Origin of the sequence: Mesorhizobium sp. M0244 (genome assembly GCF_040321795.1) — a bacterium.
GTDB lineage: Bacteria > Pseudomonadota > Alphaproteobacteria > Rhizobiales > Rhizobiaceae > Mesorhizobium.
Genome location: NZ_JAMYSE010000126.1, coordinates 1 through 15,961, shown reverse-complemented (window position 1 = coordinate 15,961; position 15,961 = coordinate 1). Strand labels below are relative to the sequence as shown.

Sequence of the window (15,961 nt, the reverse complement as noted above, 5' to 3'; positions counted from 1 at the left end):
ACTCCATGCGCCTGCGCTCCTCGCTGCCGCAAATCAGGCGGCAAATCTCCCCAGTGCATAGCCCTCAGGCAAGATGGGGTGCTCGTCACGCTCACATTCTATCGGAATAGGTGTCCGGTTTCGTCTCGGAATCACTGTCCGGAATCATTGGAATACGCACCAGCCGGTTCTGGACCTTTCTCTGGCTGCTCCGGTACGATCATCGCTGGCACGAAACCGCAGACGCCACCTTCGCCAAGCCGACCCTCGCGATGCGCCTTGCGCCAGGCAAACAGCAGTGGGGTGGAAATCCCGTGACGCCGCGCTGTCGCGGATGCCTGCCGCGGAGCCGAATAGCTCTCCTCGACGATCCGCAGCTTCTCCCCCTCCGACCAGCGGCGCCGGCGGCCAGTGTCAACAATCTCGAGACGAGTGACTTGGCGACAGTCAGTAGCGATATCCATACCGACAGTCAGCTACACCCTCCGTTCGCCCGCAAGGCGGCCCTCCTCGGACGCGTACTATCGACCCCATCGGGAGGGGGAATCATTACCTCTGCAACGGTCTGCAATGGGGGGATACCTTGTAGCCTTGGCCGTGCGCACAGCAAGGCGGAATGCTGGCGTTTTGCATGATCAGAAGTTGCTGCCTACAGCCTGGAAAAATGAAGTGCACGTCGATGAATAGTTGCAGCCGCTCGCTATATCCATCGCGTCGCCATTCCCCAGCAGGCTCGCACCGGATCCCGCTCGCAGGCTTAACATTGGCGTTTGAAGCATAACAACCAGCCGCGCAGACAGAAAGCCGTCGTTTCTAAGGGATGCGCACGAGACATTTCGATCTACCGCGCGTCCTTGGAGCTGGCAGGTGTGGTGCCTCAACACGCTGTCCCGGTTCGATGGGCGAGGAATAGAGACTAAAATGAGCGCTATGCGAGGTCACCTACCCGTTAGTATGTTCGACGCGTTTAAGCCCGAGTCGTCCTTGATAAGGTTAGCAGCAAAGTGCGCTTTGCTGGTTAATTATTGGGGTTCGTCCGTATGCGGGCGCCCCACAGATGCTGCAGAAATCGAATTTTTCGATGGCTTATACTGGTGGAACAAAAGCGTACCGCCGATCATAAGACCGGAAGAAAATGCTTCTGAAATCCTGGGCAGGCGGGCTGTTGTGAAATTGCTGCCCAGCGGCTTCAATGAAGACTCCACGCTCACAATTGGTGCCGCGCTCGATCTGCGCCGGGACGACGCCGGTCTCGACCAGCGCATCCTCTGCGCGCCGCCTAATCCCAGAGAAAGTGCCGGTCTCGGTGGGGTGAAAGCACGTCGCCAATTGCTTTCAAGCTCCAGCGAAACACGTCGGCCGCCCGATCCACTACATCTGGCTTCCAAACGGTTTTTTTATCCCTCGAGCAGGGCAAAACAGTACGTGATGGCTAGCTCAGTTGTGGGAATGAGAATTTCGTCCGAAACGGCGAAAGTCGGTGTATGGAGGCCAGAGTTCTTGCCGGGCTCGCCGCTGCCGAACAAGAAATAGATGGAGGGTATGCATTGAGCGTAGAAGCCGAAATCATCGCTGCCGCTGCGCGAAATGTCCTGCGAAAAGGCATCGGGCCCAGCCACCTCCAGCACCGTGCTGCGAAACCGGTTGACCATATTGGCGTCGTTTATCACTGCAGGCTCACCTGAAGATATAACACACTTGGCTTTGCCGCGGTGCATTGCCGCGACACCTTGTGCGATTTCCCGCACCCGTTGGGATAGCTGAGCCCGGCGTGCCGGACTGCTTGTCCTGATCGTGCCTTCTAGCACAACCAAAGGACAAATTATGTTGGTTGCGTGTCCTCCATGAATTGTACCTATGGTGATGATTGATCTATCATCTACAGGCATTTCCCGCGACACGATCTTTTGGACCTCGTTGATGAATGCAGCGGCGATCGTGATGGCATCAACGCCAGCGTGCGGAGTTGCTCCGTGCGCGGAGCTACCCGTCACAGTTACGCTGAACTGGTCTGCGGATTGGGTGACTGCACCGGGAAGAGCACCATATTTCCCACGAGGCATGGAGGGATCGACATGGAAGCCCACGGCGCAATCGAAGCCGGCAAGCAAGTCCGCTTCCACAACAGACCGTCCTCCAAGGGGCTCGGCTTCCTCAGCCGGCTGGAACACCACGCGAAGCCTCCCGGCAAAATTGTGCCGTAACCTGTAAAAGGCCAACGCAACGCCCATGGCGATTGAAGCATGCATGTCGTGGCCGCACGCGTGCATCATCCCCTCTACCCGAGACCGATAAGGCAGATCCTCCCTATGCTCGCTTATCGGCAGAGCATCAATGTCACCCCGCACTGCAAGCGAGCGTCTCTGTCCCGAAGCTGTTCCCTCAATGTCAATGTAGAGCCCCGTGTCATGAAACACCTTCGCGCCGATAAGACCGAATCTTTCCAATGTTTCCCGGATACGCTGTTGTGTCTTCCACTCGTTGTTCGATAGTTCCGGCTCCCGATGCAACGCGTGGCGCAATTCTAGCAGCGCCTCATGTTCGGAACTGGTAAGGAGACTGTTGATCCGAGGGTTCATATTGTTGCGCTCCTCCTGGCACGCATCTGATCAAAATCACTTTCATCGTTTCCGGAGCAGGGTGAATGAACCCCCGCGAAAGTTCGACCGCTATTTGGCACCCGCTCAGATGGCTAGCGTCAGCAGATTAGCGGAAGGGCAATCCGCGTTCCACCTAATCGTCTTTGGAACGACGCCTAGGTCTCATTTCGCGGCAAACCAATTTCCGCCGCTAACTCGTCGCGGCGACTGTGTTCGCCAAGCAGATCCAGAGAATGCCAAGCCATCGAATTTACGCTACCCAGCACTGGGTGACCCAGGACATCTCCAAGTCGCGCAAGGTCTTGTCGCCCGATCGAGAAGGCTGCGCACGAGACGAATAGCGCATCCAATGGACCCGTTGAATCCAAAAGCCCCTCCAGCTCGGATTGGATGCGCTCGATCGGCACGCGGGCAATGTCATCATCGGTAACAAGATTCATGGGCTGCGACAGCGAATGCGCGGCGATCACTTGGATGCCGTGCGATGCAAAATACGGCGCGAATTTATTGTGCAGAGTAGGGCCATACGGAGTGAGCAACGCGATTCGTTTGATGCCGAACCGTTGCATCATCGTGACTGATGCTATTCCTGGCGACGTATAGCGAAGGCCGCTCCGCGCGGAACTAAGATGATTGAGAAGCGTCTCATTTCCAAGCGCAATGGTCGCGGAGGTGCACGCAAACGCTATCAAGTCCACCAAATCACCGGGCGGTAGCGTTGCCAGCAAAATAGGCCAATCAGGTATCGGGATAAAGCCCCCAGCGTGATGATCGGCCTCGTCATAGGAGGTGCGAGTTGTAAAAATTCGTACCGGATAACTCGCCATCTCCGCCTTAAAGGAGTGCTCTCCGACCGGATCGGTAGAGAGCGTTATCAAGCCTATGCCTTTCATCGCCTCGTAACCTCGTTATTAATTGGACCAAACAACTACGATCTCCCTCGTCTGGCGCTGGGGCTTAGATCTGGAAGATTTGCCGTGGCGCACTGGTCAACACTTCCGCTCCCGTGTCGGTCACCCGAAAGGTCTCGCTGATAACGTATCCAAAATCCTCATCGATCCAATTTCCCAGCATCAGATGAAACGTCATGTTGGCCTTCAGTTCCGTCATATCGCCGTCTTTGAGACTGGCGGTTGGCTCCAGCCAACCAATACCGTGGGCATAGCCGCAGCGTGACTCTTTTCTGAAACCCGCCTTCTCAATTGTACGGTAGAATGCGTTGGCGACATCGCTGCAGGTACATCCTGGCCGGATCGTCTCAAGCGCAGCCTCAAGCCCTGCAACCTCCGCATCGTGGATTCGGCGTAGTCGGTCAGATGGCGCGCCAATCGAAAATGTGCGCATTATGCCGGCACAATAGCCGTAGCGCACACCGCCAAGTTCAAGGTTGATCTGCGAGCCATCACGAAAAACGTCCTCACTCCACGGGATATGACAGGTGCCGGTGCGCGGCGAGGAGCACAAACCAATCTGTTGGATCATTGTTCCGGGCTTGCCATTGGCGCCGCGCGCCAGCGTGCCTAGAATTTCAGCGATCGCGTCAGCCTCCCTCACCCCTGGCCGTATGACCTCGGCCGCGCGCAGAATCGCTGCATCGGAAATCGCAGCCGCTTCGCGCATAACTTCAATCTCACGATCGGACTTGACGAGGCGTATCCAGGCAACTGCTTTGGTGCAGTCGACTATCCTGGCCTTGGGCAACCGGCTCTTGAATTTCTCCGCGGTTTGAAAAAAAAGGTTACTGATTTCGACCCCTACCCCGCGGTTTCCAAGGCCCGACTCTAGCAAGAAGTCGATAATTGTATCGTAGCCGTCTTTATCAGGATTACCGACAAGTGCCTCCGGATAGCCGATGATTTTCGTGGGATCGAGAAAAGTTTCATGGATGGCCGCCGGAGCATCCATACGGCGCAGAATGAACGTCGGTTCTTCCTCTGCGATCTGCACCACAAGTCCTTGCGGCACGTAACCTGACAGTGCTGTATAGCCTGTTAGATAGGTAATGTCGCTGGCGGAAGTAACGACAAGCGCGTCGAGGTCGCGCCGTGACATCTCTTTTTTTACCGCGGCCAGCCTGCCTAGATATTCTGTTCGTGGGAACGCCTGCGGACCCCTGTATATCGTCATGTACTGCCTCCTCGGAATTTGGATCGATAACAATTCAACCTGGCCCAATGCTGACCGGAAAATTATGAAGACACAATACGAAGGATCCCTATGTCGCTACATATCGCCGGGACAATGACCTAAGCGTGCCTTCAAAATATACGCATATTACGGTGGCGCTTCTGCTCTACTCCGTAGTGTTTCTCGAGATAGTGAAGAGCGATGACAGAGGGTACGCTGACCGCTAGAAAAAACAGTCCCACCATAGTCATCGGCTCAAGGTATCGATAGTGAATGTTGGCGATGATCCGTGCCTCGCCCATCAGTTCAATTACGGTAATCACTGAGAGCAACGGAGTTTCCTTGAACATCGCAACAATATAATTCCCGAGCGCGGGCAACATCGGGGGTACCGCCAGCGGCACGATAACGTACCGCCAGGTCTGTAGTCGGGTCAGGTTCAGGGCTTTGGCCGCTTCCCAGAGGCCCCGATCAATATTGTCGATACCGGCCCGGTATACCTCGGACGTATAGCTCGAATAGTGGATGCCTAGCGTAATCACTCCCGCTGTGAGAGGGCTTAGGTAAATACCGACATCGGGCAGGACGTAAAACGTGAAGTAAAGCTGCACCAGAAGTGGAGTGCCTCGCACAAAGCCGATGCTGAACCGAACGACCGATCCCATGACAGGGCCGGCCGAGCGCCTCAGAATTGCAATCCCCAACCCAGCCAACATGGCGAGCGCAGACGCCAAAAGACTGGCGTATACTGTTATCTTCACGCCCTGTGCTAGCAGCGGGGTAATCTGCAGCGCAAAGGACCAATCCCATTCCATGTTAGGTCCTTCGCCCTGTAGTGGGCCGGAGTCGTCGTTCGACGGCGCTAAAAAGCGACGACAGGATCGTCGCCAGCACGAAGTAGAGGATTAGGATGGTGGTGAACGGTACCGACGCGTCGCCCGTTTGCGCACGCACGGTCTGCGCGCGGAAAGTCATGTCCGAAAGCGAGATCAATGAGACGACGGAGGTTGATTTCAGCAGTTCAACAGCGCTATTCGAGAAGGGTGGGATCATCAGCCGCAAGGCTTGAGGCAAGAGCACGTATCTAAGCCGCTCCCAACGTCCCAGGTTTAACGCGATACATGCCTCGAACTGCTCACGTGGCAATGCCAGCATGGCGCCGCGGACAATTTCCGACATGTAGGCACCCGAATTAAGACCCAGGATGAGCACCCCTGCTTGAAACGGAGTCAGCGACACTCCCGCCAAAGGCAGCACGAAATAGGCCCAGAACAGCTGGACAAGCATCGAGCTGCCTCGGAAAAACTCCATAAAGACCCTGGCCGGCAACCGAAGCCAGACAGTGTTCGCGAGGCGTGCAAAACCCACCACGAAAGCCACGACGAGCGCCAAGAGGCCTCCCATAAGCGTGAGCTCTATGGTTAAGATCGCTCCGCTGAGGATGATGGGCAAGAATTCAATAGACGATGGCATCTAAAGACTTAGTCCCGCGGCCACAATCTTGTGAAGAAATTGCTTGGTCCGTTCTTGCTGCGGGTTCGAGAAGATGTCTTTGGGTGGGCCTTCCTCTACGATGCGCCCGCCGTCCAGAAAGAGCACGCGATCAGCAAAATCGCGGGCGAAACTCATCTCGTGGGTCACGAGCAGCATCGTCATGTCGGTCTCGACCGCCAGTTTGCGCATCACATTGAGAACTTCCTCGACAAGCTCGGGATCCAGCGCCGAGGTGACCTCATCGAACAACATGACTTTTGGCTTCAGTGCCAGCGCCCGTGCTATCGCCACACGTTGCTTCTGGCCACCGGACAGTTCGGCAGGGAGTGCGTCTGCTTTGTGCGCCATGCCCACCATGTCGAGCAGTTCCATGGCCAAAACCTTGGCGGCTGCCTGAGAAAGCCCTTGAGTCAGGATCGGCGCCAGGGTCACGTTGCGCAGGACTGTCATGTGGGGAAAAAGATTAAATTGCTGAAACACCATGCCGATGTTTCGGCGCATCTCGTCGAGCTGAGTTTCGCGTTGCCGCGTACTTAGCTTCGCCATGCTAGGGTTCCACAGTGGAGCGCCCTGGATGGCGACACTGCCGCCTTCAATTTCTTCAAGGGTCATCAAGATGCGCAGGATTGTGGTCTTGCCCGAGCCTGACGCGCCAATCAGCGCCAGTTTCTCTCCAGGCGACACACTGAAACTTAGATCGGTCAGAACGGGATGCGCGCCGTATAGTTTGCGCACGTCGGTGAATTGGACCATAGGCGATGCCATGACAGCTCCCGGAAGCAATGGCCCGCAATCGACTGAGAACGTCGGTCCTTGGGCTCATAGACGGCCAGTCGGTATCGTGGCCGCACTTGTTGGAAAGGGAAGCACCGCTTTCGGGGTGCGTCCCTTTCTCGTCAAGAAACGCCTCACTTGGCGCAGAGGTTTTCCGTGGTTACATTTTCGACATGCGCGCCTTCTTCGAAATTGTACTTTTTCAATATCTCAATATATTTCCCATCGGCGCGAATCTTACGAAGACCATCATTGTATGCGTCGCGCAAGGCGGAGCTATCCTTGTTGAAGCCGGCAGCCGCGCAGGATTTGAGGTCGTCCAGACGGACGAATCGCATTTCCTTGGGGTTCAGTCTTTTGAACATCGCCGCCCCCGTGTAGGAGTCGTGAGCGTAGACATCGATGCGTTTGTCAGTCAGAAGCTTAATGCCGCTGGTCGCGTCGGGGAACACAACGATTTTGTCCTCCTTCACTCCAGCGGCCAGCGCCAACTTCTGCTCATAACACCCACCGCATACGCCTATCGTCAGACCCTGCTCAGCAATGTCCTTGTAGGTTTTCACCTTGTCGGCTAGCGTGGCGGGCACGATCAAGACCTCGGCATTGCACGAGACCGGATCCGAGAAAAGGACCGCCTCGCAACGCTCAGGCTTGATGTAGAGGGCCCCGCTCGTAGACAGTGTGGCGCGTTTCGATTGCAGTGCGGGGATCATCGCACCATATTCCATGACCTGACCCGAGTACTTGGTGATGCCCGCCTCCGCGAGAATAGCTGCATCCATTTCTGGTCCCAAACCGCCCGGAGAACCGTCTGCGTTCATGGTCATCAAGGGGGGATCATTGGCGATTGCGATCGTTGCGCCGTTCGCCTTCACCTCATCAATCGTTTGAGCTAACGCGCTCCGATATGAAACGTTAGTCGCCCCAGCGATAAATAACGACAGCATTGAGACTGCAAAGCATTTGCGTACGTTTGTCATTGCCATTCCCCTTTTTCTCGATTAGACGGCTGTTTTGCTCGGTTACAACTCAGGAAGCGATGTGGATACATCTCTTCGTACGATAGCGCAGCGCTTAAGACGTCGCTGTCCTCCCCGCGTGCGCCGATAATCTGCATGCCTATGGGCAATCCATCCTCGGTCAGCCCGCACGGCACAGTTGAAGCAGGCTGCTGGCTGAGATTGATCGGAAAGCTGAATGAAGACCACGAGACCCAGCTTTGTAGGTCGCCTCCAGGCGGAGTATCGTGGCCGGCTTCGAATGGCAGCACCGGGACAGTCGGCGAGATGATAAAGTCATGTTGCGCAAGCAAGGCGTCCATGGCGGCTCCGAACCTAGCGCGCCGTATCTCCGCAGCCATGCGTTCGACGCCGGTATAGCCTTGCCCCGCACTGGCCGCGTTAAGAAAACCTGGGTCGAGGGTGGACCACTTCTCAGGATCGATCGAAGCTAACCTGTTTGCCGCTCCGACATACCAGTGAGCGTAGAAGAGTTCGAGGAGAGTTTCCTGTTCCGGAAGGCGTATCTCCGCGACTATAGCGCCCGCTTCCTCAAGGTCATTCACGACGCCTTCAATCGCCGCGGCCACGGCAGGCTCAACGTAGCCGACGCAAGGTTCTTTCCAATAACCGATGCGCTTTCCCTTCCAATCGAGACGGGACACATTCAACTTCGGATACCTAATGGGGGGCTGGGTCCAGTCGCGCAAATCGCGCCCGGACACCACTTCCAACATTGCAACAGCATCAGCCACTGTGCGCGTCATTGGTCCAATATGCGCTACCGTGCCAAATGAACTTAAAGGATGGGCAGCGACTCGCCCGTAAGTGGGCTTGTGGCCTACAATCCCAGTGAATGAAGAGGGAATTCGAATTGAACCCCCGCCGTCGGTGCCAAGGTGCAAGACGCCTGCCCCGCAGGCTGCCGCAACGGCCGCTCCTCCCGAGGAGCCGCCAGGTGTGCGGGTTGGGTTCCACGGGTTGCGGGTGACCCCAAATGCAGGGCTGTCAGTTACCGCTTTCCAGCCGAACTCAGGTGTGGTTGTCTGGCCAATAAAGACGGCGCCGGCCTTACGCAAACGAGCGACAGAAGGAGCATCCCGATGCATGGGCGCTGGGTCGGTCGTACGGCTACCATATCGAACAGTCCATCCCTGCACATGAACGATGTCCTTCAGTGTAGTGGGAATGCCATCTATCGGCGAGAGCGGCTCACCTTTCGCCCATCTTCGTTCGGCGGAGCGAGCCGTCGCCAGGGCATTTTCCGGATCAAGGAAGGTGAACGGGTTTAGCGACCCTTGTATTTCAGTGGCTCGCGCGAGGGCCGCCTGGGTTATTTCGACAGGCGAAAGCTGTTTATTTCGATACGCTGCCGCGAGGCTTTGGACGTCGAAGCGATTAAGTTCCGACCCCCCTATCTCCGGCAAGTTCATGCCACTGCCCGCGGTCTTCAATTCCAAGTTTCCTCTCCCTGCGAGCGCAGTATGCAAGAAAATCAAAACTCTATAAAATGCATTATTTGGTGCGCTTTGATGCATGGGATGTAGTTATGGATATGTCACTCCGCCAGCTCCGCTATGTTGCGACTGTTGCAGAATTGGGCTCGATCGCTGCGGCGGCCCGCACCTGCCGGATTTCGCAATCATCCATTTTGTCGGCTGTCGACGCCGCTGAGATCGAGATGGGGGCTCGGTTGTTTGAGCGACGCCCCTCACGCGGCGTTGTCGCGACGCCTGCGGGTCAGCGCTTCTTAGCTTCAGCGCGCCTGCTGCTTGCGGCGGAAGCAGAATTCGCGCGCTCAATGGAGAGGCACAGCCCCAAGACGCCTATGATTGTTCGGCTAGGTTGTTTCGAACCTTTCGGGGCTCTCTTTATGCCCGAGCTTTTGCGTCGTTTCATCGACCAGGAAGGGGTTGAGGTCCAGTTGTTCGAGGGCGAGCAGCCACAACTCCTAAGGTGGCTGGAAGGCAATACTGTTGACGCCGTGCTCACCTATGACATAGGTGCAGGGCTTCCTGGGGATGCCACGATTTTGGCACGTTTTCCCCCGCATGCTCTGTTGCACGTTGAGAGTGAGTTGGCCAAGCATGCTGAAGTTAGCCTGACCGAACTCGTGCGGTTGCCTCTGGTGCTTCTCGACTTGCCGCAAACTTCCGCATACTTGTTGACCTTGTTCGATATCGTTGGAGAACGGCCAAAAGTGGGTTTTAGAACCCGTAGCTATGAGTCCGTGCGGGCCGCAGTCGCCTGCGGATTCGGTTTTTCAATTCTCAACATGCGGCCCCTCGGTCGAGGAAGTCCAGACAGCGATCGTTTGACGCGCAAACGCATAGTCGAGGATCTACCTGCGCCGCAGTTGGTAATCGTTGATCGGTATGGGCCAGCGAAGCCCCCTTTCCTACGGCGTTTCACCAGTGTGGCAAAGATGTTTTTCCACGAAATTGAAACGGAGCGGGTAACGAGACGGTAATTTTTCTGGCGTCGGATACGGGTTGTTAGGTCCGATCGGTCCATGATCATCGAGGGGCGAACCCAGCGGCCACTATTTCGTTACCGGCGGCAGGACCGGCCAGCATGCGCGATCGTACCCGTCACGCTCTTGGCGACGTTGGATATCGCGGCCATCTACGGGGACGTCAGAGCCGTGAAGCGGCGGCGCTGGCGGCCTCGCCGAGCGGCCCATTTGTCAACTCTCTGCGCGAACGGGATCACAGCTTACCCCTGCCTCTCGGCCGTGCGCCTGACGCGCGACATCCGTGAGCGCGGCTATGAACGGCGCCTACACCGCCGTGAGGCGACTGATGCCGGCCACCCGGCGGGGCACTACAATGATGACGCACCGCTCGCCGAAGAGCGGTCGCCAACGCAGCTTCGGCTGTGAGCAGACTTCTGCGCCTACACAGGAGAGGGGGAAGTGTGCGCAGACAGCCTGGCCGAATCGATTTGCCGCCCTCAGCTCTACGACAGGAGTCCTGCCTTACTTCCCGGATCGGCCCGATGTGCAGCGTGATGGCCGACGGGAGCCCGACAAGTCGCGCTATATCCGCGATCGAGCGATCCTCCCGCTGCTTGCGGGCTGCGCAATGCGCAGTGGGGAAGTTGTCGAAGACGCCTCACCACTGCATGACCGTACGCTCAGCCCGCACTAACACCACGGCTCATGAATAGTCTGCGTTAGTAGCGTTCCGGCGTGGAGCTATCGGCGAGGAGCAAAGCGGGGCGCGCATCCAGCGTATGTTCAGCACATGCTTTGTCGAGCCTGCGACAGTCACTTGTGGAGCAGTCTTTGGGCGCTAAAGGCTAAGCCAGGGAAACCTTTAGGAACTTTTCGTCCGTCATCTCATCCAACCGATTGGCATTACGTTTGCATGTTTATAGGCGGGGCTGCTGAGCCACTGACGGAACTTTGTTATGTGGCAGAGCTGCGACAAAATTGAACGAGAAATGTCATGGGAGAGGCACATCCGCGAAGCGCAATAGCTTAGTCCTTCCGCCGTAAACCTCCTCGTAGGATGACGCAACCTGCGAAGTTTCGAACAAACCGAGCACAGCAGCAAAAAAGGAACGTACAATGAAAAAAGTCGTTGTTGCAAAACTTCACGGGCTCTCTGTCACAGAGGCAGATCTTAATTACCATGGCTCAATCACTTTGGATCCCATTCTCTGTAATGAGGCAGGCATTCTTCCTATGGAGTTCGTGGACATCTGGAACAAATATTCCGGCGCGCGAATAAGCACCTATGTCATCTACGGTATTAGCGGCTCTCGTTGCTGCGTACTCAACGGAGCTGCTGCTCGGACCTGCCAGATTGGAGATGAAGTAATTATTTGCTCTTCTGCATATATTCCGGAGTATCAGATCGCAGAGATCAAGCCGCGAGTGCTGACGTTCAACAGCGACAATTCGATCCGTGATCGTATGTTCTACGAAGCCGAGGTTAAGGAGGACGGGACGATCACGTTCGCCGTGCGCGATGGCTCCCCCAGAGCAGCACTCTAGCCCAAGTGGCGCATGTATGATCCAGCTTCTCTTCGTGCAACCGCAAATCTACATCGACAATCTCTGCGAAAAGGAATCACTATGGAGTTGCACTGGTATATGCCGTTCTCTTCAAGCGACACATGAACTGTGACATACATACGTTAATTGGACAGGAAGCAAGTCGAAATGGATTGGCTAATTGAACCGAGAGAACATCCGACCGACCTAGACCGCAGGGCCATATCGGATGCCCTAGAAATCTTTAGTGCTGCGAGGGCTATTCCCTACAAACCGGATCCCATTGCGCTACTCATCAAGGAACCAGAAAGAGAACACACAATAGGTGGCCTCTGGGCGAAATTCTATTACGACTGGATGCATGTTGAGTTGTTATTCGTTCCGCAGAAATACAGAGGCACAGGAATTGGATCGCAGTTAATAGAACAAGCAGAGGATATGGCGCTTCGACGAGGATGTGTCGGCGTGTGGCTGGACACTTATCAGTTCCAGGCGCCGGGATTCTATGAATCTCTTGGATATGACAATTTTGGTTATCTGCCCAACTACCCACGGGGTTCTGGAAGGCATTTTTTTCGAAAGCTATTTTCGGATCAGGATCATACTGCCAACGAGACCTAAAGAGTTCAGATTTCACGTATCCAGAAGTCAATAGTAACATGGCAGAAAATATTGGCAGTTTAACGCCGACAATATCAGCAGCAACACACGGACCATTTGAGACCGAAGGGGAAATGTCCATGGGCAAAAGAGCACTCATCCTCATTGAAGGTCATTCCAGAGGCAATGGCCTGAGGTACATTCGAGGGGCCGAGCGTCTTGGTCTTTACCCCATTACCCTTGCGGCTGATCCAGGTCAATATGACTATCTTGCGGCCGAAGGAACCAAAGCGATTCGCGCAGAGACTGGCAATCTCGACAAGCTGATCGGGGTTTGTTCTCAGTTACGCGCGACATATGAAATCGTCGGCATCACCGGGTTTTCGGGCGGTGACGAGTCGGTCTATGCGACAGTTGGCAAACTTTGCCAACATTTCGGTCTACCGGGACCGAATCCCACGTCCGTTGAACGTTGCGCTGACAAATTTGTTCAACGTGAGCTTCTCTTGGCGGCGGGCATTCCAGTACCTGCTTATCGCTTAGCCAGGGATGAGACAGAAGTGAAACGTGCTGCTGCGGAGATCGGTTTTCCGGTGATTGTCAAGCCCGCCGTGGGTAGCGGTAGCATTGGTGTTCGATTGTGCCGCGACGTTGGCGAACTAGTCAAACATTTTCGGCGAATGTTGAGCGAAGGTAACGATACTACACCAAGGATATTGATCGAGGATTTTGTACAGGGTCCGTTTTATAGCGTCGAGATAATGGCAAATGAGATTATAGGGATTGTGGCTGTTGAGTTTGGCCCCGAGCCCCACTTTGTCTTTCGGCAGACGGCGTTTCCGGCCCCGGTAACGGATCGGGAATATGCTAAGATTTCCGATGTTTCCTTAAGCTGCTTGCGATCTCTCGGCCTTGGTTGGGGCCCATCAAACATAGAACTCCGGTGGACGAAGCATGGTCCGGTCGTTATCGAAGTCAATCCGCGTATTGCCGGCGCGCTTGAGCCCCAACTGGTCCACCTAGCTTACGGCGTCGACCTCGTGATTGAGCACATCAAACTTGTCATCGGCGCAGAATCGGATTTGCGCAAAAGGCATTCGCACACCGCGGCCGCTCGCTTTCTATTGCCGGATGGTGATGGCACCCTGGAATGGATCGACGGTGATAGTCAGGCGGCTGCCGTGCCAGGTGTTGTAGAGGTCAAGTTGGATGTAGAACCTAAGGCGATGATTATGAGGAAGGGCGACTACCGAGACACCATCGGACACATTGTCGCTGCTTCACCCAGTCGCGCTCGGACGGAGGATATACTGCAGCGCGCCGTAGATCTGATTAAATGGTCGGTGGCCTCATTTCCGAAGTCCGGCGTAACCGTGAAATCGGCGACTCATTCCCATGATACAACGATGAATAACCGCAATCCATCAGATGGCGGAGACCAATTTGCGATTTTCCACCATCATGAGTCCGAAGTTCGCAGCTACGCCCGCAGCTTTCCCGTCGTTTTCGCGACGGCACGAGGGGCCGAGCTGTTTGCGCGCGATGGGACAGCCTATCTCGACTTTCTCATGGGCTGCTCGAGTCTAAACTATGGGCACAATCCCCCCGAGCTGAAGTCCGCGCTCGCAGACTACATTGGGGGCGACGGCATCACCCATGGCCTCGATCTGTATAACGAAGCCAAGGAATCTTTTCTGCGAGAATTCCATGAGACGATCCTCAAGCCCCGGCAATTAGACTACGTCGTACAGTTTCCGGGTCCGACCGGCGCCAACGCGGTCGAGGCTGCCCTCAAGCTAGCGCGCAAGATCACTGGTCGGGCCAACATCATAGCCTTCACCAACGGCTTTCATGGTGTGAGCCTTGGCGCTCTCTCCTGCACCGGCAGCCGATACCACCGCGCGGCCGCCGGCCAGCTGCTCGGCGGCGTCACACGGCTACCCTATGACGGGTATCTTGGGTCCACTGTAGACACCGCAGACTACCTTGATCACCTGCTCTCGGATCCCTCCAGCGGCGTGGACGCCCCGGCGGCAGTGATTGTCGAGACAGTTCAGGGCGAAGGCGGCCTGAATGTCGCCAGAACGGCCTGGCTGCGCAATCTAGCGAACGTTACGCACAGACACGGAGCTCTGCTGATCGTGGACGACATTCAGGCGGGAATTGGCCGGACTGATGCATTCTTCAGTTTCGAAGAAGCGGGACTTCGTCCGGACATCGTCACAATGGCCAAATCGATATCAGGCTATGGCCTGCCTATGGCCCTCGTCCTTATTGATCGACAACTCGACAAGTGGGAGCCCGGAGAGCATAACGGGACGTTCCGCGGAAACTGCCATGCTTTTGTCACGGCGCGCGCAGCTCTCGAGCACTTCTGGCGCACGGATAGCTTTGCAGCGTCCGTCAGGGAGAAAGGCAATCTGCTGAAAAGCCGCCTTGAGAAGATCGCGCAGAAATACGACCCAAGCTGCGTGTCAGCCAAGGGTCGTGGCATGATGCGGGGCATCGATCTCAAGTCTGGTGAGATTGCCGGGCAGGTCATCAGCACCGCCTTCCAGAGGGGTCTCATTGTCGAGACCGCTGGTCCACATGACGAGGTTGTGAAGTGTCTGCCACCCCTTGTCATCGGGGAGAGTCAGCTTAGTCAAGGGCTCGACATCCTCGAAGACGCTGTCGACACCGTGATCCGCAGCACGCTGAACTCGGCGGCTTGAGAGGTGAATGCACCGCCGAGCGTTGCAGGACCGTCGGCGGGTTGAAATGGCGTTGGAACCAGCCCTCTTCCATATCGAGCAGGTCGGCGAGCGCGATCCCGAGCTGCGGCACAACCTCGTTGACCCACCGTAGCCTGCAATGCAAGCAGGCTTTGAGCGAAACCAGGCGCCAACGTGTCATCTGGAAGGCGTGTGCGTCCGGCAAACGGACGCCGGTCGTCTTCGTTCTCGATCCCGAGGTCGAACATTTCCTTCGGATCGGGACCGGCGTCGGGATGTAGCACCTCGCCGAGCAACGGACTGTATCCACGGGCAGTAGCGGGGTAAACGTCTTGGGCGGAGTGACCGTAGCGTTCCTTTGTTGACTGGGGCAACGCGAAAAACCGCCGGGAGGCCTGTATCGCTTCTGCGATCTGTTCTTTCGGGATTCCGTGCTCGAGGTAGAAGAACCCGTGCTCCTCGCAGGCCAGGCGTAGGCGCTCGCGCTCATCGTGTCGCGTTGCATCGGTTGCCAGTTTTGCCAGCGAGATTTGCGGTAGGGTAGTCATAGCTGCTCCTCCGTTGGTGTGTTGGCCTCAGGGTAAGCGCCTCGCCGATCACCTATGGGTTTGGGCTTGATGTTTTCCGGAATCGCCAGGGCATGAGTTCCTCGATCTGGCTCTGTGGATGGCCGTT

14 protein-coding genes and 1 pseudogene are annotated in these 15,961 nt (G+C 56.1%); 5 read left to right on the top strand and 10 right to left on the bottom strand.

Annotated features, from left to right (window positions below):
- Window positions 1-131: 131 nt before the first annotated feature.
- From NKJ08_RS35605 to NKJ08_RS35565, 9 genes are all read right to left on the bottom strand, one after another.
- Window positions 132-443: a transposase gene (locus NKJ08_RS35605; protein WP_352785898.1), complete on the bottom strand. Its 312-nt coding sequence runs from the start codon at window positions 441-443 to the stop codon at window positions 132-134.
- 933 nt (window positions 444-1,376) lie between these two features.
- Window positions 1,377-2,558 (bottom strand): M20 family metallopeptidase, encoded by a 1,182-nt coding sequence (locus NKJ08_RS35600; protein ID WP_352785895.1) that lies wholly within the window; start codon window positions 2,556-2,558, stop codon window positions 1,377-1,379.
- A gap of 176 nt (window positions 2,559-2,734) precedes the next feature.
- Window positions 2,735-3,472, bottom strand: coding sequence for an aspartate racemase/maleate isomerase family protein (locus NKJ08_RS35595; RefSeq protein WP_352785892.1), 738 nt, complete (start codon window positions 3,470-3,472; stop codon window positions 2,735-2,737).
- A gap of 64 nt (window positions 3,473-3,536) precedes the next feature.
- A complete protein-coding gene (locus tag NKJ08_RS35590; RefSeq protein WP_352785889.1) occupies window positions 3,537-4,706 on the bottom strand; it encodes a M24 family metallopeptidase in 1,170 nt (389 codons plus the stop codon).
- Between the two features lie 131 nt (window positions 4,707-4,837).
- Window positions 4,838-5,521 (bottom strand): ectoine/hydroxyectoine ABC transporter permease subunit EhuD, encoded by a 684-nt coding sequence (gene ehuD / locus NKJ08_RS35585; protein ID WP_352785887.1) that lies wholly within the window; start codon window positions 5,519-5,521, stop codon window positions 4,838-4,840.
- A 1-nt stretch (window position 5,522) separates the two neighbouring features.
- Window positions 5,523-6,179, bottom strand: coding sequence for an ectoine/hydroxyectoine ABC transporter permease subunit EhuC (gene ehuC, locus NKJ08_RS35580; RefSeq protein ID WP_352785884.1), 657 nt, complete (start codon window positions 6,177-6,179; stop codon window positions 5,523-5,525).
- On the bottom strand, window positions 6,180-6,965 hold the full coding sequence (gene ehuA / locus NKJ08_RS35575) for an ectoine/hydroxyectoine ABC transporter ATP-binding protein EhuA (protein WP_352785881.1): 786 nt from the start codon (window positions 6,963-6,965) through the stop codon (window positions 6,180-6,182). It lies immediately after the preceding gene.
- A gap of 143 nt (window positions 6,966-7,108) precedes the next feature.
- Window positions 7,109-7,954 (bottom strand): ectoine/hydroxyectoine ABC transporter substrate-binding protein EhuB, encoded by an 846-nt coding sequence (ehuB, locus tag NKJ08_RS35570; protein ID WP_352785878.1) that lies wholly within the window; start codon window positions 7,952-7,954, stop codon window positions 7,109-7,111.
- Window positions 7,951-9,432 carry an amidase gene (locus NKJ08_RS35565; protein ID WP_352785875.1) on the bottom strand — a complete coding sequence of 494 codons (1,482 nt, stop codon included), beginning with the start codon at window positions 9,430-9,432 and terminating at the stop codon, window positions 7,951-7,953. Before NKJ08_RS35565 ends, ehuB begins: the two co-directional genes overlap by 4 nt.
- Before the next feature lie 89 nt (window positions 9,433-9,521).
- Between NKJ08_RS35565 and NKJ08_RS35560 the strand changes: the two genes are divergently transcribed.
- The 5 genes and pseudogenes from NKJ08_RS35560 to ectB all read left to right on the top strand — a co-directional run bounded on the left by NKJ08_RS35560 (window position 9,522) and on the right by ectB (window position 15,286).
- On the top strand, window positions 9,522-10,442 hold the full coding sequence (locus NKJ08_RS35560) for a LysR family transcriptional regulator (RefSeq protein WP_352785872.1): 921 nt from the start codon (window positions 9,522-9,524) through the stop codon (window positions 10,440-10,442).
- Between the two features lie 1,101 nt (window positions 10,443-11,543).
- A complete protein-coding gene (gene panD, locus NKJ08_RS35555; RefSeq protein WP_352785869.1) occupies window positions 11,544-11,972 on the top strand; it encodes an aspartate 1-decarboxylase in 429 nt (142 codons plus the stop codon).
- A gap of 168 nt (window positions 11,973-12,140) precedes the next feature.
- Window positions 12,141-12,593 (top strand): GNAT family N-acetyltransferase, encoded by a 453-nt coding sequence (locus tag NKJ08_RS35550; protein WP_352785866.1) that lies wholly within the window; start codon window positions 12,141-12,143, stop codon window positions 12,591-12,593.
- Between the two features lie 38 nt (window positions 12,594-12,631).
- Window positions 12,632-13,633, top strand: a pseudogene (locus tag NKJ08_RS35545) (ATP-grasp domain-containing protein); the annotation flags it as partial.
- A complete protein-coding gene (gene ectB, locus NKJ08_RS35540; RefSeq protein ID WP_502906379.1) occupies window positions 13,613-15,286 on the top strand; it encodes a diaminobutyrate--2-oxoglutarate transaminase in 1,674 nt (557 codons plus the stop codon). The pseudogene NKJ08_RS35545 and the gene ectB, both read left to right, overlap by 21 nt.
- Here the strand turns inward: ectB and NKJ08_RS35535 are convergent.
- Window positions 15,217-15,834 (bottom strand): 2-oxoglutarate and iron-dependent oxygenase domain-containing protein, encoded by a 618-nt coding sequence (locus tag NKJ08_RS35535; protein ID WP_352785863.1) that lies wholly within the window; start codon window positions 15,832-15,834, stop codon window positions 15,217-15,219. The two genes, ectB and NKJ08_RS35535, sit on opposite strands and share 70 nt — an antisense overlap.
- Window positions 15,835-15,961 lie beyond the last annotated feature (127 nt).